Below are 24620 nucleotides of genomic sequence, written 5' to 3'. Positions count from 1 at the left end.
TGTGTATTAGAGACAGCCCTGATGAGTTAGAGCCGCTACCACCGTCTCCACCATTTCCCCCATTGGCTCCATTCTGTCCGCCGTTCCCCCCATTTCCTCCATTAGATCCATCTCCGCTCCCTGCATTTCCTCCATTTCCTCCATTTCCTCCATTCGGACCGTTACCCCCGTTGCCACCATTTCCACCATCAGCAGTAAGAATCACTCCTGAATTATTGGGTGGCTTTTGGTCTGATTTATAATCTATGGGATAAGTTTTATCAGAACCGTTCTGACCATTAATGCCATTGTGTCCATCAACTCCATTTCTTCCGGGTGAATTATTTTTGTTACCACCATTTTCTCCGTTACCACCATTGCCTCCATTAACACCACCGTCTCCACCTCGACCTCCAGAAGAATTATTACCACTACCGCCATCACCACCTTTACCTCCATTAGCGTCGCCATTCACTGATGGTGAGTTGTTATAGTGTTTATTATGTTTATGATAGTGAGAATGAATGTATTCACTCGAAAAACTACGTAGCGGCAGTAGGGCAATGATAAAAATTGTTGAGCCAGCTAATAAGCTGAGTGTTTTTTTTATTTTCACTTTAACCTCCAAATTTAAAGGCCTGATTTACAGGCCTTTATATTTTCATTCAAGCATGGTTTGAATATCAAGCGCCGCCATCGCCACCGCCGTCGCCGTCACCATTTCCGTCACCATTTCCTGTGCCGTTGTTATTACCACTATCATTACCGCTGTTATTACCGCCGTCCCCCCCACGTGCGCCAGGAGAATTGTCACCGCTTCCTCCGTCTCCTCCGGGACCACCATTAGCATCCCCAACCTTTAAAAAAGAGTTGTGGGTGTTATGAGGGGCTGTTGTTAGGAAATCAAGATGAAGTGGTTCAGCTGCTCTGGATAACCCAGCAAAAGCTAATAATAACAGTGCTGCAATTCTACTTACTTTCATAATTAAAACCTCATTGGTAATTTTTGGGTTTACTTATTCATGGTAAAAGAACGCAAAAGAACATTGCTTTTTTAATGTAGCAATCAATTAAGTAATTTCTTTTTATTAATGTAAAAGATTGTTTCTCTGAGATTAAATCGATTAATTAATGCACTTTATTTTTTGAATTGTGTTTAATATTGGTTTACATTAAATGTTGACTTAATGGTTTTATTTGTTTTTGAAGAGAATATGTTTGTGTTCTTATGTTATATAAAAACTTTCGACTTTCAGTACGTAATAAATATGTAACGACCTTATGATTACACGGCCTTTGGGGCTAAATCGAACTTTTGGCTGCAATCAGGATCAGATCACCACATCCCTGACCCTGTAGTGGTTGGGCTTCAGACCACTCTATGGCCACTCCCATTTTTGCAACACCGATTGTGATGATAAGTTGGCTTGCTTGAATCTATCCGGTGTCTGAATGGAATTTTATTTCCGCGCCTCTCGGAGCTAAAAAAGCTGGGATGAAAGCCATTTGGCTTAGAGGATTTCATGAGTGGCCTGGAAACTGTGTTAGTCCAGAATGTTCAGTAAGTTCTCTTAATCAGCTTACTACCCTGCTTACGCAACGATGAGTCGACCTGCCCCACATTGAATAGCACTACAAGTCATTAAACGTCCTCTCCTGGCACACAGCAGACAAACACGTGACGCTGAAGGTCTGCTGTGTGCCAAAAGCGGACATGGCTAACAACACGGTACGTTAAATGGGGAGCAGATCAGCTCCACTGTGTATGCAACAGCGGGGCCTTCTTTGGCATTCAGAAAATGGCGACGGTGCTCAACTAACTTCTGGAACAATCTAATACCCGGGAAAAGGTTCCCCATTCTGTGCACATCCACCTCATCAGTTGCAGACATCATATTTCTGATGAGGTGTTAGGCATCTTTAGGCCACTCCACTTTTTACGTTATGTCGCAGTGCTACATCTTAGAACGAAGTACGACGATAGTGTCGGTATTCCGGTTGCCAGAAGTTCGCCTCAATGGATTTGTTGAGCACTTCATCTGAGACCTGCTCCGCCAGACCCTGCGACATGGCGCACTTAGCCACCATTTTGGCGATATGGCGAGAAACCTGATGGATCTCTGCCAGATCCGGTAACAGCGCGCCGTCTTCCCCGTTAACCAGCGGTGAGCAATCCGCCAGGGCTCGACTGGCTGACATCAGCATGGCATCGGTTACCCGTCTGGCACCAGAGGCGATGACGCCCAGCCCTATCCCTGGGAAAATGTAAGAGTTGTTGCACTGGGCGATGACATAGCGCTTGCCCTTGTATTCCACCGGTGCAAACGGGCTGCCGGTCGCCACCAACACCTGGCCATCAGTCCAGCGAATGAGATCCGCAGGAGTTGCTTCCACCCGCGAGGTGGGGTTAGAGAGCGGGAAGATGATAGGCCGGGCACGGTGCTTGTGCATGATCTTCACCACCTCCTCGCTAAACAATCCCGGCTGGCCAGAGACACCGATCAGGATATCCGGGCGACCATGCTCCATCACCTCCAGCAGGGATATACTGTCCCCCACCGGCCAGTCCGCGATGCTCTCCACCGGTTGACAGAGGCGGCGCTGGAAGTCGAGCTGGTTCGGGTGCTTGTCGGTGATGAGGCCGCATCTGTCGACCATGAAGACCCGGCTACGCGCCTGTGCATCCGTCAACCCTTCCGCTTTCATCTGTGCCACTATCTGTTCGGCGATGCCGCAACCCGCACTGCCCGCGCCAAGGAAGGCGACGCGCTTTTCGGAAATCTGGGTTCCAGAGGCTTTGCAGGCGGCAAGCAGGCTACCTAACGCAACCGCGGCAGTGCCCTGAATATCATCGTTGAAACAGCATAGCTCGTCTTTGTAGCGATTGAGCAGCGGCATCGCATTACCCTGGGCAAAGTCTTCGAACTGCAACAGGATATTAGGCCAGCGGTGTTTGGCGGCCTGGATGAAGGCGTTGACAAATTCATCATACTGTTCGCCACTGATGCGCGGATGGCGCCACCCCATGTAAAAGGGATCATCGAGCAACTGCTGGTTGTTGGTGCCCACGTCCAGTACAACCGGCAGGCAGTAGGCTGGCGAGATACCGCCACAGGCGGTGTAGAGTGATAGTTTGCCAATGGGAATGCCCATACCACCTATCCCCTGGTCACCCAGACCCAGGATCCGCTCGCCATCGGTGAGCACAATAACCTTGACGTTCTGCTTGGTGGCGTTTTGCAGCATGTCATCAATCCGATCCTTGTCCGGATAGGAGATAAACAGACCGCGGGCACGGCGGTAAATATTGGAGAACTCCTCACAGGCCTTACCCACCGTCGGAGTATAAATAATCGGCATCATCTCGGTCAGATGGCTGTTTATTAACCGGTAAAACAGAGTCTCGTTAGTATCCTGGATGTTGCGGAGGTAGATATGTTTGTTCAGGTCGTTACCAAAGACCCTGAACTGACGGTAGGCGCGCTCGACCTGCTCTTCAATGGATTCGATATTCTGGGGCAAAAGACCTTCAAGGTTGAAGCTGCTGCGCTCCTCACTGGTGAAGGCACTGCCTTTATTGAGAAGCGGAATTTCCAGCAAAACGGGTCCGCCGTGAGGGATATAAAGGGGACGTTGCTGATTGTTTTCTTCGAGCATAGGATTGTACCTTGATTTTTTTCAGCAGCATTAAAATAAGCGCCACCGCAGCGGCGCTTTATATTTTAATAATGACCGATCACTGAGTGAGCAGAAACCCGGTTTACCAGACGGCCTATTTTGTCAATTTCCACTTCAATCAAATCGCCTTCTTTCATAAATAATGGCGGGGTGCGTTTTTTCCCAACCCCACCAGGTGAACCCGTGATAATGACATCACCGGCTTCGAGTGGGCTAAAGCGGGAAATATATTCAATTAATTTAGCAACGGTATTTACCATGCTTTGAGTGGAATCATTCTGCACACGATTTCCGTTCAGCCAGGTACCAATTTCCAAATCCTGCGGATCGGTAATTTCATCACTCGTCACCATCCACGGGCCAAACGCACCCGTGTTGCGCCAGTTTTTGCCGGACGTGAACCAGGAGTATTGCATGTCGCGAACCGAGCCATCCATAAAACAGCTGTAGCCGGCAACGTGCTGCAAAGCCTCTTCCCGTGTGACGTTGTCGGTACGCTTGCCAATCACCACGGCCAGCTCACCTTCATAATCAAATTCATTACTGCTCTCGGGTTTATAGAGCGCTTCACCATGTGCACAGAGTGAATCAGGGAAACGAATAAACAACGTTGGCGCATCAATAGTCTGCTCAAACTCAATGCGCTTTTCCATGTAATTCATGCCGACACAGAATATCTTGCTCGGGTTTTCAATCACCGGAAGAAAACGAATTTCACTCACATGGAAATCCGGTTCCCCTTTTTTCATATGTGTCAGTTCATTCAGTGCATTACCGGCAATTGCTGATTTCAAATCAGGGAAATAGGCAGACAGGAGTTTGCCAAAATCATAAACCTGGTCGCCTTCAACATGTCCCCAAGTTTTTTTACCGGAACTCGGATTGATGAAACTTAATAACTTCATAATTTATTCCTGTAACAACACGTTTGCTGCCATTATCATTTGATGAATTTAATCTGCTGATTTATTTCTTCTATAATAGAAATTTTTCGGGCGTTGTAGACTTTCTTATTATCTTCAATCAAATTATTCCCCTCGGTATCAATGGAAATAATCAGCGGCCCGAACTCTTTTACCCGGGTAACCCATAAGGTTTCTGGCATCCCCAGATCACGCCATTGGGCATCTTCTATTTTTTCGACACAGGTTGCCGCCAGAACCCCGCAGCCGCCAGGGAAGATGGCATGCACGGCTTTAAAACGGCGACATCCTTCTTCGGTATTCGGCCCCATTCCGCCTTTCCCGACAATCAGTTTCACACCGGTTTGCTCGATGAACTCTTTTTCGAACTTCTCCATACGCATACTGGTTGTTGGACCGATAGAGATCATTTCGAATTCATTTTCACCCTTTTCCACCACGATAGGTCCGGCATGGAAAATCGCCAGCCCTTTCAGGTCAACAGGGAGTTCACGTCCCAGTTCAATCAGACGACGGTGAGCAACGTCGCGACAGGTCACTAATGTTCCGGTCAGGTACACCACATCACCGGTTCTGAGTGACAGTAAATCTTCATCTTTGATTGGCGTGGTCAGGATCTTTTTCATAGTACAACATCCTTGTGGGACAGAATTTCATAGGAGAGATCAGCAGCAAAACGGATTGCACCACGACGGTGCGCCCAGCAGCCCGTCGACACGGCGACACCAATGGTGGAAGGATGGCGAGCCGAGGACTCAATATTGACCCCCATCACCGACGCATTCCCGCCCAGACCTTGTGGACCAAGTCCAACCCTGTTCAGCCCATCTTCCAGCAACCTTTCCATTTTTGCCGCATCCAAGTTTGGGTGCTGTGAATCTACCGGGCGTAAAATAGCTTTTTTAGACAGACGCGCAGCCGTTTCGACTGAGGTTGAAACGCCCACACCAACCAGCAGCGGCGGGCACGCATTGACCCCATAAGAGGTGATCACATCAAAAACAAACTGGTTTACGCCTTCATACCCTTGGCCTGGCATCAGCACCTTTGCTGCACCGGGTAATGAGCAACCTCCACCGGCCATATACACTTCAATGGTACAGTGGTCATCATCAGGAATAATTTCCCAGTCCAGCCAAGGGATCCGCGAGCCGGTGTTGGTGCCTGTATTTTTTTCGATAAAGGTTTCCACTGCGTTATGGCGCAAAGGTGCTCTTTTGGTAGCCTCCAGCGTGGCGTTTTTTAACACTTCCTCCAGTTTCCCTAGGTAAGGGAAATTAGCACCCGTGGTAATGAAATACTGGATAACGCCCGTATCCTGGCAGCAGGGACGATCTAACTCATCCGCTCTTTTCTGGTTTTCTACCATCGATTCATACACAACTTTAGCCAGTTCGGCGTCTTCATTAGCGCGCAGTTCTTCCAGTTTTTTAATAACGTCAGTCGGCAAACGTTTTCCGATATAACCAGTGAACCGGGCCATGACATCCTGTAACAGGGATATATCTTTCTGATCGCTCACAATGAAACTCCTTTTAATAAATTCAATTAATCACGTTATGAACAGGCAATTTTTTTTCTAATTTACGTCGCTTGAATTCAATGGATAGTGTCAGTAGCGCGGAAATAACCAGCATTCCAGCTATGAAATAAAGCGCGTAACTGAAGTCACCTGTTGTTTCTTTCAGCCAACCGATCATTGCTGGGCCAACAAAACCACCCAAATTACCGATTGCATTTATTGCTCCAAGCCCTGCGGCTGCGGCTGGGCCAGAAAGAAATAGTGATGGAATACTCCACAGCGGTGGCTTGCAAGAAGAGATACCCATATTTGCCATGACCAACGCTAAAATAGCGAGAGGGAATGAGTGAGCAACTCCAGCTAATACAAATCCAACACACGCCAGGGAGCAAGCACCCACAACATGCCAGGTTCTTTCTTTGGTTTTATCAGAATGTCTGGCCCAAAGAATCATAGCAATCGCAGCAAATGCAGGTGGAATGGCATTAACTAATCCAACTTGCATCATGCTTAGGCCAAAGGTTTTTATAAATTGTGGTGACCATATATTAAGAGAATACAAGCCGGCTGATGTTCCAAAATAGACAACGGCCAGCGTCATCACACGAATATCTGTCAACCCTTTCCAGATGCTCGTCTTAACGGTTGTATTTTGGTTTTGTTTTTCTGCAGCTAGAGTATCTACCAGCCATTTCGTTTCCGGTTCAGTCAGCCATTTATTTTTTTCTGGACGATCATTCACATAGAACAATGTGAATATACCGACTACACCGGCTGCTATGGTGCAGAAAAGGAACATTAACTGCCAGCCTTTATATCCAAATGCGCCATCCAAAGTTAAAATAGTTCCCGCTAAAGGTGACCCCAACACTGCAGATAATGGCGCCGCGGCCATAAATACGGCAATCATTTGTGCACGACGTTTAATAGGGAACCAGGTGCTGAGATAAAGGATAATCCCTGAAAAGGAGCCTGCTTCTGCAACACCCAACAAGAACCGGAGAACATAAAATTCCGTAGCCGTTTCGACATTCGTCATAAAGTACGTAATGACTGACCAGCTCAACAGGATTCTTGCTAACCAGATGCGTGGTCCAACTTTTTGCAGAATAATATTTGATGGGACATCAGTTAAGAAATAACCAAGGAAAAAAAGTCCTGCGCCAAGACCAAAGACGGCATCAGAAAAGCCAAGTTCCTGGTTCATCGTCATCGCAGCAAAGCCAATATTAATCCTGTCAAAAAAGCCAATAAAATAAACCAGCATTACATATGGCATTATTCTCCATGTTATTTTTTTGAGGGCAGATAGTTCTATTGAGTTAGTCATGGCACACCTTCCAGTATTATTAATTAATAATGACTTGCGTTATGTCACACTTACATTTAGATGCAGGGTGTGGCATCAAATATGCGCTGGGCCAATGACAGGATCATCCCACTGTGATTATATAAAAAAATGCAATACTGACTGTAGAGTGCCGTTTCCTATGAAAAGTACAACACGGATCAAAAATATGGATATTAAAATGAGATCGGCAGCATGTTTTTAACCTAAAGCCCATTGAAAGTTAAAAAATAAGATTGAGTGATATCCCTTATATTTGTGAAGTACTTCAAATATTGATACATAAGTTACAAAGATGTCCTCATGTTGCTTATGAAGGGATGACTAAAATCGTGTTGTGTCAGTCAAAGAGGGAGCAACTGGAGGATGATAAGGCGCCATCATGAAGGCGCTTTTTTTAATATTGCCTTGAGATACGTCCAAGTTCCTGCATGACGATGACCATCATGTTATCGCGAGTTTCATCACGGGAATCCTTAACCCAGACAGCAGAAATCGGTAATTTTTTTCTTATGCTGACGTATTCTTTCGCCAGTGGAATGAACTTCACACTCGGGACCGACATACGACTGACCCAGCGCGGCATAATAGCAGCCCCCAATTCGGCGGCAACCATATTAATAATGGTCTGCTTTTCATCAGAAATTTTTATTAACTGTGGCTTAAAATCAACATCATTAAATAAATCCATAGTTAAATCATAGCTGTGGGGGCGGACTTTTCTTTCAGGAACGATCATTGGAATGTTAATAAGATCGTCAGCATGTATTTCATTCTTCTGCGCAAGAGGATGTTGTTCATATATTGCCAGAACGACATCTTCATAAAACAGGAATTTATTTTCCAGTTCGCTATCCATTTTTTCCGGTGGACGAACAAATATTAAATCCAGACGTCCTGATTTCAGCTTGGGTAACAGTTTTGATGTTTTGTCTTCCATTATTTGAATTTCAACGTCTGGCCATTTTTCACGGAATATATGCAGGAGCAGAGGGATTAAACTGATTGCAGCACTGTCGATGGCACCAATACGTAAACGTCCGGAATTCTGCCGGGCAAGTTTCTGAAAACGTAGCTGGAGTTGATCGGCTCTCAAGACAATTTCTCGTGCTTCTTCAAGGAATAGTGCTCCGTGAGCGGTCAGGGCCACGTTGCGGGTGGAACGAGACAACAACCTTGTGCCGAGGCTGGCTTCGAGCAATTTGATATAACGCCCGAGTGCAGACGGATGCATCTCCAGCTTCTGTGAGGCATGCCCGAAATGCAGTTCATCTGCGACGGTAATGAAGCATCGAAGCTGTGTAAGTTCCATTAATTCCCCCCAAAGATTATATCATTTTTTTGTATAAACCGATGCTGATGATACTAATTACTTTTTATGGATAATGATAGTTGTTCTCTATGAGTTATTAATGACACCCACCGAAACTGTGACAGAGATTTAATAATAGCACCGACGGATGGCACAACATTTTTTGTCAAAATATAACTTATTTAAAATACACAAAATAATCAGACTTAGGAGTCTTACCATGCGTAACTACAAAATTGCGGCTATTCCTGCTGATGGTATTGGTACTGAAGTGATTGCCGCAGGCGTAAGTGTTTTAGAAACCCTGCAAAAAAAATTGGGCGATGTCACTTTCCAGATTGAGCATTTTGACTGGGGTTCTGATTATTATAAAAAAAATGGTGTGATGATGCCGGAGAACGGCCTGGAAACACTGAGAAAATTTGATGCGATTTATTTTGGTGCCGTAGGTGCGCCGGACGTTCCGGACCATATCACTTTATGGGGTTTGCGCCTTCCAATCTGCCAGGGCTTTGATCAGTATGCAAACGTCCGTCCGACTAGAATTCTTCCGGGTATTGAGTCTCCTCTGCGTAATGCTGGCCCGGGTGATCTCGACTGGGTGATTGTTCGTGAAAACTCAGAAGGTGAGTATTCTGGTATTGGTGGCCGTGCACATCGCGGATTACCGGAAGAAGTGGGCACCGAAGTCTCAATCTTCACCCGCGTCGGGGTTACCCGCATCATGCGCTATGCCTTCAAACTTGCGCAGTCACGTCCGCGTAAACTACTGACCGTTGTGACGAAATCCAATGCTCAGCGCCATGGTATGGTGATGTGGGATGAAATCGCGGCTGAAGTGTCGAAAGAGTTCCCAGATGTGGTGTGGGACAAAATGTTGGTTGATGCCATGACGCATCGCATGACATTGCATCCAAAAACCCTTGATACCATTGTCGCTACAAATCTGCATGCTGACATTTTGTCCGATCTCGCCGGCGCGTTAGCGGGCAGCCTGGGTGTTGCGCCTACAGCCAATATCGATCCTGAACGCCGCTTCCCGTCAATGTTCGAGCCAATTCACGGTTCTGCATTTGATATCACCGGTAAAGGTATTGCCAATCCGGTCGCAACTTTCTGGACTGCTGCACAAATGCTTGATCATCTGGGTGAACACGAAGCTTCACAACGTCTGATGCAGGCAATAGAGGAAGTTTGTTCTGCCGGTATTAAAACGCCAGACGTGGGTGGGAAAGCGACAACACAAGATGTTACCGACGCGGTTATCTCTGCCATTATGAAAGCTTGAGGTACAGAGGATGAAGATGGCAACGTGGACTGACGAAAAGGCACGAGGTGCATTGCTTGAGATGTTCAATGCTGCGGTGAGAAGTGCCGATCCTCATGTGAATTTATCTGCTGCGTTGCCAGAACCACCCAAGGGGCGATGCATTGTGGTGGGGGCCGGTAAGGCTTCCGGCGCAATGGCAGCAGCAGTGGAATCAGCATGGTCAGATGTGCCGATTTCTGGTGTGGTTGTCACCCGTTATGGGCATGCCGTAGCAACGCAACACATTCGTATTATAGAAGCCGCACATCCTGTTTCTGATTCGATGAGTGAAGTGGCTTCGATGCTTATCCTGGACGCTGTAAAAAATCTGACGCCAGATGATTTGGTGATCGCCCTGATTTCAGGTGGTGGCTCTGCTTTGATGGCGTTGCCGCGTAATGGTATTACGCTGTCCGAAAAACAGGCCGTCAATAAAGCGTTATTACGAAGCGGTGCTACCATTCAGGAAATGAACACCGTACGGAAGCATTTATCTGATATTAAAGGGGGAAGGCTGGCATATGCCGCGCTTCCCGCGAAGGTTGTAACCTTAGTTATCAGTGATGTTCCAGGTGACCAGCCTGCGTATATTGCCTCTGGACCAACGGTACCCGATCAGAGCAGCTATGAGCAGGCTTTAGAGATTCTAAGACGCTATTCCATTGAATTGCCGGTGTCTGTGGCGCATGTGCTGAGAGAAGAACGCCATGCCGTGAGTGAAAGGGACATTGAGACTGATGTGCGGATGATTGCGACACCGGCCAAAGCGCTACATTCCGCAGCTGAAGTTGCCCGTCGGATGGGGATTACACCTATCATTCTCGGCGATTCACTTGAAGGTGAAAGTGCGCAACTGGGCATTGTGATGGCTGGAATAGCGCGTTCTGTTAAATATCACGGACAACCTGTAACGGCACCTGCGGTATTGCTGTCCGGTGGTGAAACGACGGTCACAATTGGGTCAGGCGTTGCGAAGCAGGGTGGCCGAAATACTGAGTTCCTGCTGAGCCTTGCGAATGCATTGGCAGGTGAAGAACATATTTGGGCTCTCGCCGGAGATAGTGATGGAATCGACGGAACAGAGGATGCGGCCGGTGCGTTTGTCAGCCCGAGCACGCTTGCCCGTGCAATTGAAAGAGGTCTAAGCGGGAAAAATATGCTGGCTGAACACGACAGCTACACTTTCTTCGCAGGAATCAATGACCTTATTAAAACGGGGCCAACATTGACGAATGTTAATGATATACGTGCAATTTTAATTGGTTAAGCAAAGCAGAATTGTGAACCTCGTCGAAGCCCGCTAAATGTTCAAACCGGGGAATAGAATTATTCCTGCACAATCGGCATGACCAGCCCTGATATAGGTTGGCACTTACCAGCCTGTAAAATGCCTGATGAACTGCATCGGGCGTTTTGTATTTCAGCGACGGTTTAACCAATTTTCTTGCCCGTTCAAGAGTGTAGTTATGCAGTGGACGCCCTTGCTAAAGTAGCCAATGCAATACTTTTGCTGACTACATTAATCTGGGAGAAACATCACATGAAAATGATCAGAGTTGTTAGTATCGATATCACCAAAACTTTTCTTCTGGTTCGTTTGGTGGCCAATCGACATTACCAATATGATCTGACGTGCACACTATTTATTAATGCAACAGGATGTTAACTACGTCAGCTAAGTATCCCTGTAATCCTAACCAATCACTTTTAGATATCTTCCAACAAACTGATTATGTCAGTGTTAGGCTAATGTCTGCTGATCGCTCTCAGCAGACCTTCAGCGTCACGTGTTTGTCTGCTGGTCAGGAGCGGACGTCACCAACAATTGAGTGTGCTACTCATAAGGGAGCAGATCAGACTGCTGTTGAAGTGAGACTGACGAGTACGATGTCGTCTAGTGATACGAAGTGTTCATGTATGCTTCTCGCTCAAACGGGCCTGTCATCCCTGCTTAAGAAACAGGCTTAACGTAGGATATTTTTCGTTTTCAAAACGGCCCTCTATCTTGCTTTTTTCATAGCTGGAAGATTTCATATTCACAACACGGACGTTATGGCAAATTCGAGCGATGGAAAACGATAAATAATGAGTGAATGCACGGATGGAAATTGCGATATGTTGTGTTGCAGATGTGCCGGAACTAGCCAGTCTTTTTGTCGAAATGGAGAATTATTACTTTGGTCACGGCGTTGTCAGCTATGACGATATGAGTACTTATCTTGCAGACAAAGTATTCTCCACCTACTCAGGCGTGACTGTTGTCGGCGCTCGTAAAAACGGGGTGCTTGTGGGGTTTGCGACTTTTACGTTGATGTTCCCTGCGCCGCTTTGCTCCGGCCAGGCGTTTATGAAAGAGCTCTTTACATCAGAGATTGCGCGAGGTCAGGGGGTCGGTAAATCGTTGATTCGGTTTATCGCAAACTTTGCTATTAAACACGGTTGTTCACGCCTCGACTGGACGGCGGAGAAATCCAATCCCAAAGCGGGGGCGTTTTATTTGTCCCTTGGCGCCGCTCTAATTGAGGAAAAACAGTACTTTCGGTTGGAGGGGGAGGGCCTCGAAAAGTTTGTTTCACGTGTTGAGTGATCATCAAAATAGAGCAGATCTGATGGTGACATATGGACATAGGAAAAAGCAAAGTATGCTACGACAATCATGAGGTGCAATTACTTGATTATTATATAATAACAACATTCTTCGTTGCATAAATCTCTGTTACTGCCGTGCAGGCAGCTCAATTTAACCAGGAGGATTTATGCCAGTTACTGTTAATGAATGGATGTTGAAATATGAAGCTATTGTGCTGAACCGGCTTGCTGTGGGCGAAATCAAGCCTAAAACATGGGGGGACTATAAACGGCTCATCCGCTTTTGTTCTGCAACGTGGGGGGTGAAACCTCTGAACGCGCTGTCTATTTCAGAGATAACCGCAGAAATAAAACAAAAAGCCGACACCGCGCCTTTTGCCGCCCGGCGGTTAAGGATAAATCTTTCCAATATGTTTTTAGAAGCACAACGAGAGGGCGAAATACCACCAGGACACAATCCTGCTTTACTGTCCCGCCCGCTGCTGACCACGGTTAAGACCGAGCGCCTTCTCTTTAACGAGTGGCTACTGATATTTAAAGCGGCAAGCTATTGTGCGCCTGACTATTTCCAGCGAGCCATGCTGTTAGCCATTGTGACCGGTCAGCGGAGAGCGGACATCGGCAAAATGCATTCGAGCCATGTCCGGGATGGGTACCTGCATATTGATCAGCAGAAAACGGCGGAGCGCATAGCCCTGCCTCTGACGTTAAGGCTGGCGTCATTGGGCTGCACGCTGGGTGAAGTCGTGGACATGTGTCCCAGTAACGGCTGGCTGATCCAGCATAAAGGCAAGCCGGTTCACCTGTGGTCTCTGACGCGCTGGTTTCAAAAATGCAGAGAATCGGCAGGCATAGAAGCCGCTGGCGGAAAAATGCCGCCTAGCTTCCGGGAGCAGCGCTCTCTTTCGGAAAGGCTGTATCGTGAACAGGGGGTGGATACGCGTACATTGCTTGGTCATAAGTATCAGCAAATGACAGACGGGTATAATGATATTCGCGGTAAAGATTACCGGAGATTGAAAATCTGAACCTGTGAGCATAGGCGGGATTACCTGCCTATGCTTCTAATCAGATCCACTGCACCTTCCAATAACCGTATCCCTGACGTTTTCAGTGAAGTTCTAATTACACCAGGGGTGAAGGTATATTTTGGATCAACTCGGCGCCGTTATTGCGAATATTGCCGACTGATTTGGATACGGGGTGCCAGGCGAATTCATCCGCTGATACTGCCCCTTCTGTAAGCAAGGCCAGTGCCGTGGAGGAAGCAATATCCGGATTTAACCATTGGTTCGCTTCAGCAGCGCCGAGAACCAGCGGTCGGCGGTCATGAATATCCACCAGTCCCTTATTACTCTGCGCGGTGACGATGACAAAACCATCGTCATCTGGGGTTTCTAATGCATCGGGGTGATAGCGCGAGATAGCTGCAAAAAACAGCGGCGCGTGGGACCGGTGATAAATGAAATAAGGTTGTTTTATCTTTGGGTCAGAAGGCGATTTTCTCCATTCATACCAGCCGTCAGCCATCACCAGCGCGCGTCCATGTTCAAACAAAGGCTTGAACATGCGGCTGGTGGCCACGGTTTCTACCCGCGCATTGATCATCGGCTGCCGCCTGGCTTCTTTTGCCCAGGCGGGCTGATATCCCCACAGCACCGGAGCGAGGTAGAGTTTATCCTCACGCTGATTAATGAGCAGAACACGGGTGCCCGGAGCGACGTTATACCGATCGATAGGCACCTCATCGATGGCCAAGGCGAGCTCAACGTCGGGGTTCAGGGCATCTATATAATGCGAACGAGGTTCGTGTTGCGTAAAGCGTCCACACATTTTCATACCTCCGCCAGATGTAGAGTATAGACAGCTGAGAAAAGCACGATGAGCATTTTTACCCAAGACTGCCCAAATGCCCCCTGAGAGGACTCACGCCATACTTTGTTGTGCCATCGCCGACACGATTGGTACGCGTTGAGGCTATTCATTCTGAAGAATATTGTCTTATTACTGTGAATACACACAGTAATAATCTTAATCTTCCAGGAGAAATTTATATGTCTGATACAGATCCAACGAACTCCGGTCCAGGCTGGGGTGATCATGATACTCCATACGGCCCCATTCATAGTTATACCGACCCCGGCACGGTAACCGCTGGTGGTAATGCAGGTAAGCAGACCAATATTGGCCCCCAAACGACTATTAATATCCCAACAGCCAAAAGCTATAATGGGGTGTATATGTCAATGTGTGTAACAAATCTGAAAAATCACGAGGGCTTTGTTAATAATATTTATGCTGACGGAGATGGTAATCCTACGGTAGGGATCGGTCACTTACTGGCAAATATTGATGCTGCTTTAGCTCTACCTTTTAGAAATACTTATCATCAATCCTTAGGTCATGGTGACAGCAATAATATTGAACAAGCTGCAACGGTCGAGCAGATCAAAAACAGTTATAACCAGGTAAAGGGGAATCCAAAAGCCAGAGCATCTGTTCATTTGACTAACGATTATTCAATCAGCCTTTGTATCAAGGATGTTCAGGTTACTGAAACAGGACTTCGCAACCTATATAGTGGTTTTGATGCATTCCCCAATAGTGCAAAAACGGCACTGATTGATATGGGATTTAATCTCGGTTTACTAAGGTTGAGCCGAGTATTTACAAAATTTAACGCGGCGGTTAATCGGAAAGATTGGGCAGCAGCAGCGGAGGAATCTCATCGCACGAAAATTCAGGAGAGTCGTAATGTGGATACACGAAATCAGCTTATAGCTGCATCACAAGGTAAGTAAAAGCCCACATTAATAACAAGGTGGGCTACATAAAATAAGAATAAAAATTAATGTTTATTTTAGAGGGCTGTTAACGTCGATTTTATTAACGTCCCAAACCGGCGAGGTTTGAGATATGACCTGATAACTCGTAAAGTCCCAAACATCCTCTGGGTTTTTAAAGCTCGCCAGTGTGAGGAATAGATGCACAGTACCTTTTTGATCGACATAATTATGAGTGGTAAAAGGGAAGTAACCCACTTTATTTGTTTTTGAAATGTACGCCCCATTATCTGTCATGCTCCAGTCCGTCGCCGTATCATTGATAGTTTTGGCTTTTATATCAACAGTGTTCAACGTTTTCATGGCGAGTTCAGCAGGAAAATGCTCGACAATATCCTTGATACTTACGGGCTGTGTCGTTGCGCTAACGTCTTGCCACCCCTTCGCTGTAGAGTAAGCTTTCATGAAGCATTCGTCTAAGATTCGGGTTGCCTCACCTAACTCCTGAGGATCGCGACCTGGATATCCAACAATTTTTTTCCCTGCCTTACGCAAGGTGACATATTCATCACACGTTTTTACTTGTACCTTACTGCCATCGTTAAGTTTTAATAAAACGGTTGCATTATTAAGTTCTAACACATCATCAGTTTTGCTTTCCTTGCTGACGGCATTGCTAGATATAATTATCGCCACTAATGTGAGTAATGTTTTAATCTTCATATTTTCTCTTTAAACATCAAGTTTAAAATTGAATACCGGTATTTGTCATGTGAGCGCAGAAATTAATGACACATTGGGCATGTGTACAATAATTCTTCATGTCAGTGTAGACGTAATTTCTCTTACTTTTCAAGACTTGCTTTGAGTACTTATCGGTTAACTCTTTGCTAGTGCTGCCCTTAGGGAACGTTCGTTCATGGCTGAAAAATCCGGATTTTTTACCAAGCTGAATAAAGCCGTTTCCCCGGATGAAGATTTAAAACCAAAGTGTGCAATTCCTTTAAGTGGGCGGCATTAGGGTCTGGGTCTCATCACTCGTTTTCACACCTTCCAGATTCAGCATGACCCCGTACAAATGGTTGGTAAAGCGCTTGTCTACTTCTTGTGGCCAGCGTGGCGGATCGGTTTGTAACGTTCCCAACGTGCGCATCCCTTTATGCTGCTCGGCTTTACGCTCGCAGTACTCATCATCGGTGTATCCCATCGTCTCAATGATCACGCTATGCTCCCGGCCATCTGGCGTTATGGCCTGAATGATAAAATCAGGCAGCACAAAGCCTTTGTCTCCCTCTACGTCCACCTCAATATCAAACAGGGGTTTCACCAGAGTAAGGTCGCCCGCTTTGCCTTTGAGCCATCTGGCCACTTCTGCTATCCCTTCCAGCGTTTGCCGCTCCAGCCCGCTGTCTACCGGTACCGGACAGGTACGCCGAAACAGAGCGTGCGCATACCCTTCACTGCATATGACCGTACCCTCAGCCCCGCGCCGGAAGGCCAGGATCACCCAGTAAGGCGGCCTCACGCCTTCCTGCGACTCTCCGTTGATGCTTACACCTTTCTCCGGGGCGAACATTCGTTCACCGCCGTTCCAGGCAAAGGTTGCGTGCTCACGGCTGACCAGGTCCGACATGAATATTTGATAAAAAACCCGGGCTTTGCCAGCAGGCCAGTTTGCGTCTGGGCACTCCAGTGCCAGCATCAGCCTTTCCTGAGCAGCTTCGCCCATCGCCGGCTGAAACCGTATGATTTCCGAAAGCCGGCGGCCGCGGATAAACTCCTGGGCATCCGCCGAGGCTGCCAGGGCGTCAAGCCAGGTTCTGGCCGTCTTGTTAGGCAGCGGGCCGACCGGGCTGAAGGTGTTCAGTCCCGCATCCTCGATGAGCGTCAGGAGGAGGCGCGCAAGGCGGGGGCGGCGTTTGCGTCGGGTTCGGTCATCGCCTGCCGTCACCGGCTTGCCCGACGCTTTAATGATCGTTTCCGACTCGTCGGCGGGTAAAAAATCCCGGTAATTGAGGCGTTTGCTGCCAGCGGCTTTCCGGGTTCCTGAACGGGTGGCATCCTCATCGCCTTTAAAGACCCGGAACATCGGACAGGACGGATCATGACTGTGACCAAATCCTGACAGGAACAGCGTCTGGGTTTCAGACATCAGCTTGGCACTGTTGAGCGCGGGCGTGTCGCCGGCGATGCAGCTGCACTGCAGCCAGAGTTCACTCTCACGCATTTCAAGGATAACGTGTTCCGCCAATGCACGATCCTGCGCATTGCGCGCCTGCTTGTGGCCGAAGATATTTTTAACAGCAGTTTCTTCTTCCTCTGTTAGCCAGCGTTTCAGGGCACCCCGTGGAGCTTTTTTTCTAATGAGCTTCATGACCATGTTTATCTCCTGTTCCTGCACCACGGCTTTAAAACACACTTTAGCGATGCGGGGTTTTGGTGAGCATCTCTTTTACTGCATAACGAAGCTAGATAAGAGCTCCAGAGGAGAGGAAAGCCTGTACTGGAATTTTTTGAGGAAAAAGAACATGCAGTTGAATGATTGCAATTTAACATAATGATGATTATACGAACTTAAATCATTGATTTTATTTAGTTTACAGGTGCGGCATTAAAGTGCAAACAGAACCACGTAAAGTTAGCCATACGCTTTACACACCACCTCATAATAACCCGATGATAAAAAGCCATTTGTGATGATATAGCTCATCTAAACTTGGGGTTAATGCCATACTAGACTTCTCCCCAGGTTTCATGCTCACAGAATGAAGGAGCGAATTGTATTGAATGCATCCCCCAACGATTCGGACCGCTATCTCCTCCGCCTGAACGGTATGAAACGCCCTGTTACGACTCTGATTATATTTGCTACAGCGTTTGTCTGTCTGTTGATATTGGTCCTCGCCGGCGCATTTATTTCTGTATCCCGCACAGCGCAACTGGGCGATGCTGAAGTGGCCAACACGAATATTGCCCGCATGATCGCTGTACAGATGGAATCAACCCTCAAAACCGCAAGTGGGAGTTTTTTTCAGGGTGCTGCGGTATAATGTATGTGGATTCAGTGGTTTGCCTACCCTCTGGTCCGGTTAGGCGGCAGCGACGGGGCGTTGCTGACCGCCCGATCCCCTCCCCGAACATTCCATGCCTGTAGCTTTTGACGGAAATTCGCCGGGCTGTCAGTATACCGATTGGCCACACGGGCGAAGTTGTTTTATCCCGAAGAGCAGTAATCGGGGTACTCTTTATGGAAGGATAAAATGAATAATATGAGAAAAACAAAGCCTGGTACATTCATAAAGATATGGCGATTCCTCAGTTCTGCAGATGCGCTTTATCACTGGATCGGCCTCGGCAGTCTAGCTGTACTGCTGATCAATGTATTGGTTCTGAAAGGTATCGCCGCTCCGCTCCGCTGCGCTTTATGTCTGCTGTCAGCCCGGTGGTGGAGAGCGTTCTTGGCTCTGTGATTGCCAGCTACATTTTTTATATGTTCTGTATTCACCCTCCAGTTTTTGCAGAAAAGAAAACCAGTGCGATCTTTGTTAATTTTATCCTGACACGGATTAAGAAGAGTTTTGAGGACCATATGCGCGGTGTATCCCCTACCCTGAGCTATGATTCAGCGGCGGATGATTTTTATAAAGCGTTTACGGGCATTGCCCCATTCACCAATACCGCTCCATTAATCATTCAGGTAAGCCCACAGATGATATATGCAGACTGGTTCGGGTACTTTTATAATGAAAATACTCGTATAAATGAAGAAATAACTCGTTTGATGGATTCGCGACTTAATCTGAACACAGAAATGACCTTCATCCTTAATCTGATTAACGACAGTACCTGGTTCATGGCTGTCAAAAGTATGACAAATATGAAAAACCAGATGTCACCCTCTCAAAACCCGAACCCTTTTGTAAATTCAAGCCAGCCAGAGATTTCATTATGCAACAGCATGTATGACCTGAAGGAGTTAATCAGAAGCTTGCAGCCTGCAATCGACGCCACGGGAAAACTGGCAGAACGGTTCTGACGCTCTGATTGTCATGTCCAGAACTGTGATCTCGGGCCGTAGTTTATAAGCCGCAAATGCGGCTTTTTTGTATATTCAGGCTCTGCAGAATGGGCATCCCCGCAGGCGCTATTTCGGAGACTCTCCGCGCCTCATATTGCGCAGCATCAGCATGGCGGAGAGTGAGATCAGCGAGGCCATCATGATGAATGACGCGAACACGCCGCCAAGCGCAAAGAAGCCATAAATTAGCCCCGATGCGGCCTCACCCGTGTTAGCCAGGGTGGAAAACAGCCCAAAATTCTTTCCAATATCCTGTTTTCCCGACAGCGCCTGGATCAGGCTGACAATTGAAATATCGACAAAGGCTCCGCAGCCGCCTAAGACGAAAGAAATACCGTACGAGAGAGAGATTGACAGGTTAATTGTACAAGCCAAAAGAATAAATACCGCGCCATAGGCCATCCACCATTTCATCAGCGAGGATGGCGATCTGATCACCGAAAATCTTGCGTAGAGCAGACTGCCGACCACTGTACCGAAGGCCAGTGCAGCAAAGATATAGCTGACTTCAACCTCTGTCCCTCCTTTGAAAATCACAAACGCAGGCAGCACGTACCTCAGCAGGGAGGCGGTAAAGAGAATGCACAATGCTGAACCGATAATCGAAGCGAAAAGATCCCTCGAGTGCCAGCGCAAAAATTGTATGTTTGCCCAGGTCTCTTTAAAAATAGACGCTACTGAAAAGGCAGGGCGCAGGCTCCCCTCCGCCTTAGCCTGCGTGAGCATCAACAATGCGGCCATAGAGACCACGTAGGTCAGTGAGTCGAATATTAGGACGCCCTGCTTCCCCACTGAAACGATCAGCAGCGAGCAAAGCAGCGGGCCCGCAATGGAAGCGATTTGATCAATCATCTGAAATGAGCTGTTGATACGGATAAGCGAATTTTCACGGAAAAGCTTGGGCACGCAGGACTGAAAGCTGGGTTGAAAAATGCTTCTGCCAACAGTGATCACCAACGTACATGCGATCATCGAGACCAGGTTAAGCGCATCGTATTCATACAGGAACAGGAGAGACACTGAGGCAACAAGCCTGAGTAATTCACTGTAGACCATTGTATTTTTTAAGGGATAGCGGTCGGCTAACCAACCGCCAATGGGGCCAAAAAAAATAAAGGGGACAAACCGAAAAAAATACACGACGCCGATCAGGAGATAGTTCTCGCGAAGGAGTTCTATCACGATCAGGGCGAAAACCACCTCATGGGCATAGTCCCCCGTCTTGGAGATAGCCAGTGAGGAGGACAACGCCAGATAATTTTTATTGATTTTCGATTTCATTGAGCCGTCGTTATCGAGTGAGTAAAAAGTGTTTCACCTATTGCACAGTAGTAAAAATTAACTCCTTTTTCGAAATAAATTTACCCGGCGTGCTGAGCTGTTTGTGGATATAACTTTTCATAATGTCTTTATCAACATCCGGCATCAGATAATACATAATGTTGGTGTACCAGTACCAACCCTTTTTGGTCAAACGGAAGTACTCCGCGTCTTCGGTAATGAGATCTTCATTTTTAAGTTCTGCGATCCTTTCCATCAAACTAGCCGGTATGGTTTCCATACGCACCTTTGATTTCTCTAAGCTGGAGAAATACGCCAGATGTAGAATCAAAGGCTTCATTTCATCCATATATGAGGGATGCTGGCTGATCGTACAACTGACTTCATTATTCTCAATGGCGTTAATATATTTTTCTCGACCGGAGGTATTAGTCACAGCGTGTTCGCGTAACGAGGACGCCGCGTTCACCCCAAAACCATGCAGGTCATGATCTGCATAACCGTAAACGTGTTCATGATAAATAAACTTATAATCGGTTGTCACCACGTCAGAGGTGATGTTATTACACCGAACATAACCGTGTCCGTTATGTGGCATAAATCCTCGGCTGCGCATATAGGCATCGATGAGAATGTTCATGGTGAATTTACGGGTCGCTGACGTCACTCCTAAATTCGTGTCTTTTATATGCTTATGCAGCTTTGGCTGGGTAGAGACATTATTGATAGGGTAAATATCGATGTTGGTGGTGCCCAGCGCAATCGCCTGCTCAAGATCGGAAATAATGTCCTCTTCATCCTGCCCGTTCATACCATAAATGATGTCAAAGGAGACGTGCGAAAAAGCGGCATTCAATGCACGGGCAGCGTACTGTATCTGTTCCATTGTGGAGGTCAGGTTAAAAAGCTTTCGCCATAAAGGGCTGAATGTCTGTAGGCCAAACCTGGGATGAGTCACACCAATGTCTTGTAAGGCACTAATTTTATCATCATTTAGGCTTTTTACTTCAATTTCAAAGGAAAATTCCTCCAGTTTTGACAGATCAAAATGGCGGTGTATAGCAGCCCCAATGGCCCGGATATTTTCTGCCGATAAAATCGAAGGAGTCCCGCCACCAAAAAAAATGGCGCGAACGGGAACAGCATGATAGTCGACCATTTTCGCCTTTAATTCGATTTCTTTTATCAGAGCCTTAGTATAACGGTCAACGTCGTTGTGATCTTTATATCCCCCACGGGTAAAATGACAAAAGCTGCAAATAGTTTCACAAAAGGGGATGTGAAAATACAGCGCGCGGGATCGAATATTTTCATTGGAAGTTGAGTATGTCTGCTGCAGTGTTTTTGTCGTGATGTTTTTATGCTGGTTAGGGAAGAAGTAATTGTAAATAGGAAACTGATAGTCGAAGCACATAAGGCCATTTTTAGTGAGTTTCATTGCGATTATCCTCAAGAACCACCGTTGACGATGTGAAAAAAGGGTTGGTTTTTGCTAAAAATGTACTTCCACGTTCAATGTAACGCGATCTGAATTTTGTTGCGTTATGAAAAATAGCTTCAATATCCCTGCTCAAATTTACCGCATGCTTCCCGCAGGTATATAAATCAATGCTGATATAACCTGTTTCGGGATAGGTGTGAAATGACAGATGAGATTCAGAGAGAAGAAACACCCCCGTTACACCTTCTCCGCCACTTTGGAATTTATAAACCAGCCTGCCAATGATGTGAAAATGGGAAAGATGCAGTATTTTCTCAAAGGAATGAGTTAATAATTTCTCATCTTTAAGGAATTCAACATCCTTAGATATGATATCTATCACATAGTGATGTCCGGTATCATCCATATTTACCTCCGCTGAAATAAAAAAATGAAAGGGCAAAAAAATTGCCCTTTCATTCTATTTCTTACCAGTCAGAATCATTGAAGTCGTAGTTGTCTACGATATCCATAGATTTTTCTACGTAAAACAGATCGATAGCACTTTCCATATTAGTGTCCTCAATAAATTTTAACGGAATGGATCAGATGTCAGCTGACAATTTAACTTATAAGTCAAAAAAAGGTTATGTATTTGTTAGAGAGAAAATAATGTGATCTATATCACATATGATTTACTTATCTTTAGTGTGGTCTTACCGTAACTTTATGAATTAATTGACAAATATAAAATTAATTAATTTTAGTGTGGACTCATACCTACAAGCAAAAAATACGCTCAGGTCATAGAAAATCTGTGATTGTTAAAATTAAATTACCATTGATGCAGTCTTATTTGAGGTCTGATACTTAGCCCAGCGAAAACTCACGTTTGGCGAGAAAATTCGCCTGAAAAATCATTTAGAATAAACGTATGTGAGCTATGTGACGTTTTAGATTTAAAAATGGCCATTTTCGATATAATTTCTACTGGCTATAATATATTGATTTTTCATACAAAATACCCTTACCGTCTGAAATCGTTCCGTTGAGCTTCACCCTCCTCATCATTCTTGTTCTTGAATGCGCGCAAAGCATTATAAAGAGCTGTCTTACCGATTTTCAGTCTTCCAGCTGCCTCCCGGACACTCAATCCTTGAGCCATTAAACTCTGCGCCTTCTGCAAACCTTCATCAGTGACTACTGGTTTACGTCCGCCCTTTCGCCCCCTGGCCGCTGCTGCAGAAAGCCCCGCCTTGGTTCGTTCACGAATAAGGTCTCGCTCAAATTCTGCCAGTGCTGCAAATATCCCAAAAACCAGCTTGCCCGGCGCTGTCGTGGTATCGATGGCCGCCCCCTGCCCTGTTAGCACTTTTAGGCCAACGCCGCGACCAGACAGTTCTTGCACCGTATTGACCAGGTGTGCCATAGAACGGCCTAAACGGTCCAGTTTCCACACGACAAGAATGTCTCCTTCGCGTAAATAGGCCAACGCAGCATCTAGTCCAGGACGTTCGTTTTTCGAACCACTGATGACATCATCAAAAATTCTTTCACAACCAGCCGACCGCAGAGCATCATTTTGCAAATCGATATGCTGATTATCTGTTGAAACACGTGCGTATCCGATCAATGCCATCACTATTTACTCAAAAAGTCCGCTAACTCGTCCGTAAATCATATAGTCCGTTTACCCATAAAACAAGCAGGTTTACGGACAGTCTATTTAATTCCGTTTAACGACCGTTTTGCGGACAAAGTTTGTTAACGAAATTTTCTGACTAAGGGGGGAAAATTCAGTGAGTGCTAAAATAAAAACGCCAGTAAAGGGGGCCGCTTAGAATTCGGAAATATTCCTAAGTTTAGCGGTTTAAGCTTAACGCGTATTTTCGTTTTGTTGAGCGGAAACCCCTGACCGTAAGGGATGTACGGAATAACTGTGCTGTCCGTTTCTGTTTTTGCTTACTTTCAACCGCCGTGGTGTACGTAATCGATCAGTTTCGGATGCAGAAACGCCACAGCAGCGGCAATTCAGGTAGTTACCGATACCACACTGATTAATAAATAGCCTTGGCGTAGGATAATTTCCCTTTTCCAAGCGGACCCCTAATAAGATAATTACTTGTTTATGCTTAAATTTAGTGCTTTAAGCACTACCTTCCCTATTAACTACCTTTAGCATGAATGTATACTTCCATCATACGTTGCCGCTCCGAAGCATATAAATTATGTGAATGGTTAACTTTGGCGCACCCGGACAATATAATTGCCATAGGATCAAGAGAAAGGGCGATATGAAGTGAGCATCTGACCTGCTCCCCGTTGATTAGTACACCCCGATGTTAGTAATGTCTTCATAAGCCACATGAGGACATCCCCATGAAGAAGCGTTTTTCCG

Annotated in this window: 21 protein-coding genes and 1 pseudogene; 7 read left to right on the top strand and 15 right to left on the bottom strand. The window is 46.3% G+C overall.

Annotation, left to right across the window (positions count from 1 at the left end):
- From HGO41_RS24425 to HGO41_RS24390, 8 genes and pseudogenes are all read right to left on the bottom strand, one after another.
- A pseudogene (locus HGO41_RS24425) lies at positions 1-595 on the bottom strand (hypothetical protein); the annotation flags it as partial.
- Positions 596-640: 45 nt separating this feature from the next.
- Positions 641-793 (bottom strand): hypothetical protein, encoded by a 153-nt coding sequence (locus tag HGO41_RS24420; protein WP_250981588.1) that lies wholly within the window; start codon positions 791-793, stop codon positions 641-643.
- A gap of 1148 nt (positions 794-1941) precedes the next feature.
- Complete coding sequence (locus tag HGO41_RS24415) at positions 1942-3636, bottom strand: NAD-dependent malic enzyme (RefSeq protein ID WP_250981587.1); 1695 nt, start codon at positions 3634-3636, stop codon at positions 1942-1944.
- Between the two features lie 65 nt (positions 3637-3701).
- On the bottom strand, positions 3702-4562 hold the full coding sequence (locus tag HGO41_RS24410) for a fumarylacetoacetate hydrolase family protein (protein ID WP_250981586.1): 861 nt from the start codon (positions 4560-4562) through the stop codon (positions 3702-3704).
- A gap of 35 nt (positions 4563-4597) precedes the next feature.
- Complete coding sequence (gene ttdB, locus HGO41_RS24405) at positions 4598-5206, bottom strand: L(+)-tartrate dehydratase subunit beta (protein ID WP_250981585.1); 609 nt, start codon at positions 5204-5206, stop codon at positions 4598-4600.
- Positions 5203-6102, bottom strand: a complete 900-nt coding sequence (gene ttdA / locus HGO41_RS24400) for a L(+)-tartrate dehydratase subunit alpha (RefSeq protein WP_250981584.1) — start codon at positions 6100-6102, stop codon at positions 5203-5205. The genes ttdB and ttdA overlap by 4 nt, the downstream gene beginning before the upstream one ends.
- Positions 6103-6124: 22 nt before the next feature.
- The gene (locus tag HGO41_RS24395; RefSeq protein WP_250981583.1) at positions 6125-7432 is read right to left on the bottom strand and encodes an MFS transporter; all 1308 of its coding nucleotides are present in this window, start codon (positions 7430-7432) and stop codon (positions 6125-6127) included.
- 415 nt (positions 7433-7847) lie between these two features.
- A complete protein-coding gene (locus tag HGO41_RS24390; RefSeq protein WP_250981582.1) occupies positions 7848-8762 on the bottom strand; it encodes a LysR family transcriptional regulator in 915 nt (304 codons plus the stop codon).
- 220 nt (positions 8763-8982) lie between these two features.
- Between HGO41_RS24390 and HGO41_RS24385 the strand changes: the two genes are divergently transcribed.
- The 4 genes from HGO41_RS24385 to HGO41_RS24370 all read left to right on the top strand — a co-directional run bounded on the left by HGO41_RS24385 (position 8983) and on the right by HGO41_RS24370 (position 13688).
- The gene (locus HGO41_RS24385; RefSeq protein WP_250981581.1) at positions 8983-10050 is read left to right on the top strand and encodes a tartrate dehydrogenase; all 1068 of its coding nucleotides are present in this window, start codon (positions 8983-8985) and stop codon (positions 10048-10050) included.
- 16 nt (positions 10051-10066) lie between these two features.
- Positions 10067-11338: a glycerate kinase type-2 family protein gene (locus HGO41_RS24380; RefSeq protein WP_250981580.1), complete on the top strand. Its 1272-nt coding sequence runs from the start codon at positions 10067-10069 to the stop codon at positions 11336-11338.
- 834 nt (positions 11339-12172) lie between these two features.
- Positions 12173-12658 carry a GNAT family N-acetyltransferase gene (locus HGO41_RS24375; RefSeq protein WP_250981579.1) on the top strand — a complete coding sequence of 162 codons (486 nt, stop codon included), beginning with the start codon at positions 12173-12175 and terminating at the stop codon, positions 12656-12658.
- Positions 12659-12827: 169 nt separating this feature from the next.
- Positions 12828-13688 carry a tyrosine-type recombinase/integrase gene (locus HGO41_RS24370; RefSeq protein WP_250981578.1) on the top strand — a complete coding sequence of 287 codons (861 nt, stop codon included), beginning with the start codon at positions 12828-12830 and terminating at the stop codon, positions 13686-13688.
- A 97-nt stretch (positions 13689-13785) separates the two neighbouring features.
- Here HGO41_RS24370 and HGO41_RS24365 read toward each other — a convergent pair whose 3' ends face one another.
- Entirely contained in the window at positions 13786-14493 is a 708-nt protein-coding gene (locus HGO41_RS24365) for an SOS response-associated peptidase family protein (protein ID WP_250981590.1), read from the bottom strand.
- A gap of 221 nt (positions 14494-14714) precedes the next feature.
- Here HGO41_RS24365 and HGO41_RS24360 point away from each other — a divergent pair, with 221 nt between their 5' ends.
- Positions 14715-15461, top strand: coding sequence for a glycoside hydrolase family protein (locus HGO41_RS24360; protein ID WP_223510447.1), 747 nt, complete (start codon positions 14715-14717; stop codon positions 15459-15461).
- A gap of 54 nt (positions 15462-15515) precedes the next feature.
- Here HGO41_RS24360 and HGO41_RS24355 read toward each other — a convergent pair whose 3' ends face one another.
- Together HGO41_RS24355 and HGO41_RS24350 are read right to left on the bottom strand one after the other, a co-directional pair.
- Positions 15516-16166 (bottom strand): hypothetical protein, encoded by a 651-nt coding sequence (locus HGO41_RS24355; RefSeq protein ID WP_250981577.1) that lies wholly within the window; start codon positions 16164-16166, stop codon positions 15516-15518.
- A 280-nt stretch (positions 16167-16446) separates the two neighbouring features.
- Positions 16447-17823, bottom strand: coding sequence for a DUF8534 domain-containing protein (locus HGO41_RS24350; protein WP_250981576.1), 1377 nt, complete (start codon positions 17821-17823; stop codon positions 16447-16449).
- A gap of 403 nt (positions 17824-18226) precedes the next feature.
- Here HGO41_RS24350 and HGO41_RS24345 point away from each other — a divergent pair, with 403 nt between their 5' ends.
- On the top strand, positions 18227-18493 hold the full coding sequence (locus HGO41_RS24345; RefSeq protein ID WP_250981575.1) for a hypothetical protein: 267 nt from the start codon (positions 18227-18229) through the stop codon (positions 18491-18493).
- A 374-nt stretch (positions 18494-18867) separates the two neighbouring features.
- Positions 18868-19479: a hypothetical protein gene (locus tag HGO41_RS24340; RefSeq protein WP_250981574.1), complete on the top strand. Its 612-nt coding sequence runs from the start codon at positions 18868-18870 to the stop codon at positions 19477-19479.
- 108 nt (positions 19480-19587) lie between these two features.
- Here HGO41_RS24340 and HGO41_RS24335 read toward each other — a convergent pair whose 3' ends face one another.
- The 4 genes from HGO41_RS24335 to HGO41_RS24320 form a co-directional block, all read right to left on the bottom strand.
- Entirely contained in the window at positions 19588-20802 is a 1215-nt protein-coding gene (locus tag HGO41_RS24335) for an MFS transporter (RefSeq protein ID WP_250981573.1), read from the bottom strand.
- A gap of 37 nt (positions 20803-20839) precedes the next feature.
- The gene (locus HGO41_RS24330) at positions 20840-22240 is read right to left on the bottom strand and encodes a coproporphyrinogen-III oxidase family protein (protein ID WP_250981572.1); all 1401 of its coding nucleotides are present in this window, start codon (positions 22238-22240) and stop codon (positions 20840-20842) included.
- Positions 22227-22649, bottom strand: coding sequence for an adenosylmethionine decarboxylase (gene speD, locus HGO41_RS24325; protein ID WP_250981571.1), 423 nt, complete (start codon positions 22647-22649; stop codon positions 22227-22229). Before speD ends, HGO41_RS24330 begins: the two co-directional genes overlap by 14 nt.
- A 600-nt stretch (positions 22650-23249) precedes the next feature.
- On the bottom strand, positions 23250-23861 hold the full coding sequence (locus HGO41_RS24320; RefSeq protein ID WP_250981570.1) for a recombinase family protein: 612 nt from the start codon (positions 23859-23861) through the stop codon (positions 23250-23252).
- Positions 23862-24620: the final 759 nt, after the last annotated feature.

Origin of the sequence: Rahnella sp. CG8, assembly GCF_023701875.1 — a bacterium.
GTDB classification, from domain to species: Bacteria; Pseudomonadota; Gammaproteobacteria; order Enterobacterales; family Enterobacteriaceae; genus Rahnella; species Rahnella aceris.
This window is presented reverse-complemented; position numbering and strand designations above follow the sequence as displayed.

Excerpts from the sequence above, each read along its gene's own strand:
- HGO41_RS24415 (WP_250981587.1), bottom strand. The coding sequence starts at position 3,636 with ATGCTCGAAGAAAACAATCAGCAACGTCCCCTTTATATCCCTCACGGC.
- HGO41_RS24410 (WP_250981586.1), bottom strand. The coding sequence starts at position 4,562 with ATGAAGTTATTAAGTTTCATCAATCCGAGTTCCGGTAAAAAAACTTGG.
- ttdB (WP_250981585.1), bottom strand. The coding sequence starts at position 5,206 with ATGAAAAAGATCCTGACCACGCCAATCAAAGATGAAGATTTACTGTCA.
- HGO41_RS24395 (WP_250981583.1), bottom strand. The coding sequence starts at position 7,432 with ATGACTAACTCAATAGAACTATCTGCCCTCAAAAAAATAACATGGAGA.
- HGO41_RS24390 (WP_250981582.1), bottom strand. The coding sequence starts at position 8,762 with ATGGAACTTACACAGCTTCGATGCTTCATTACCGTCGCAGATGAACTG.
- HGO41_RS24385 (WP_250981581.1), top strand. The coding sequence starts at position 8,983 with ATGCGTAACTACAAAATTGCGGCTATTCCTGCTGATGGTATTGGTACT.
- HGO41_RS24380 (WP_250981580.1), top strand. The coding sequence starts at position 10,067 with ATGGCAACGTGGACTGACGAAAAGGCACGAGGTGCATTGCTTGAGATG.
- HGO41_RS24375 (WP_250981579.1), top strand. The coding sequence starts at position 12,173 with ATGGAAATTGCGATATGTTGTGTTGCAGATGTGCCGGAACTAGCCAGT.
- HGO41_RS24370 (WP_250981578.1), top strand. The coding sequence starts at position 12,828 with ATGCCAGTTACTGTTAATGAATGGATGTTGAAATATGAAGCTATTGTG.
- HGO41_RS24365 (WP_250981590.1), bottom strand. The coding sequence starts at position 14,493 with ATGTGTGGACGCTTTACGCAACACGAACCTCGTTCGCATTATATAGAT.
- HGO41_RS24360 (WP_223510447.1), top strand. The coding sequence starts at position 14,715 with ATGTCTGATACAGATCCAACGAACTCCGGTCCAGGCTGGGGTGATCAT.
- HGO41_RS24355 (WP_250981577.1), bottom strand. The coding sequence starts at position 16,166 with ATGAAGATTAAAACATTACTCACATTAGTGGCGATAATTATATCTAGC.
- HGO41_RS24350 (WP_250981576.1), bottom strand. The coding sequence starts at position 17,823 with ATGGTCATGAAGCTCATTAGAAAAAAAGCTCCACGGGGTGCCCTGAAA.
- HGO41_RS24340 (WP_250981574.1), top strand. The coding sequence starts at position 18,868 with ATGTCTGCTGTCAGCCCGGTGGTGGAGAGCGTTCTTGGCTCTGTGATT.
- HGO41_RS24335 (WP_250981573.1), bottom strand. The coding sequence starts at position 20,802 with ATGAAATCGAAAATCAATAAAAATTATCTGGCGTTGTCCTCCTCACTG.
- HGO41_RS24330 (WP_250981572.1), bottom strand. The coding sequence starts at position 22,240 with ATGAAACTCACTAAAAATGGCCTTATGTGCTTCGACTATCAGTTTCCT.
- speD (WP_250981571.1), bottom strand. The coding sequence starts at position 22,649 with ATGGATGATACCGGACATCACTATGTGATAGATATCATATCTAAGGAT.
- HGO41_RS24320 (WP_250981570.1), bottom strand. The coding sequence starts at position 23,861 with ATGGCATTGATCGGATACGCACGTGTTTCAACAGATAATCAGCATATC.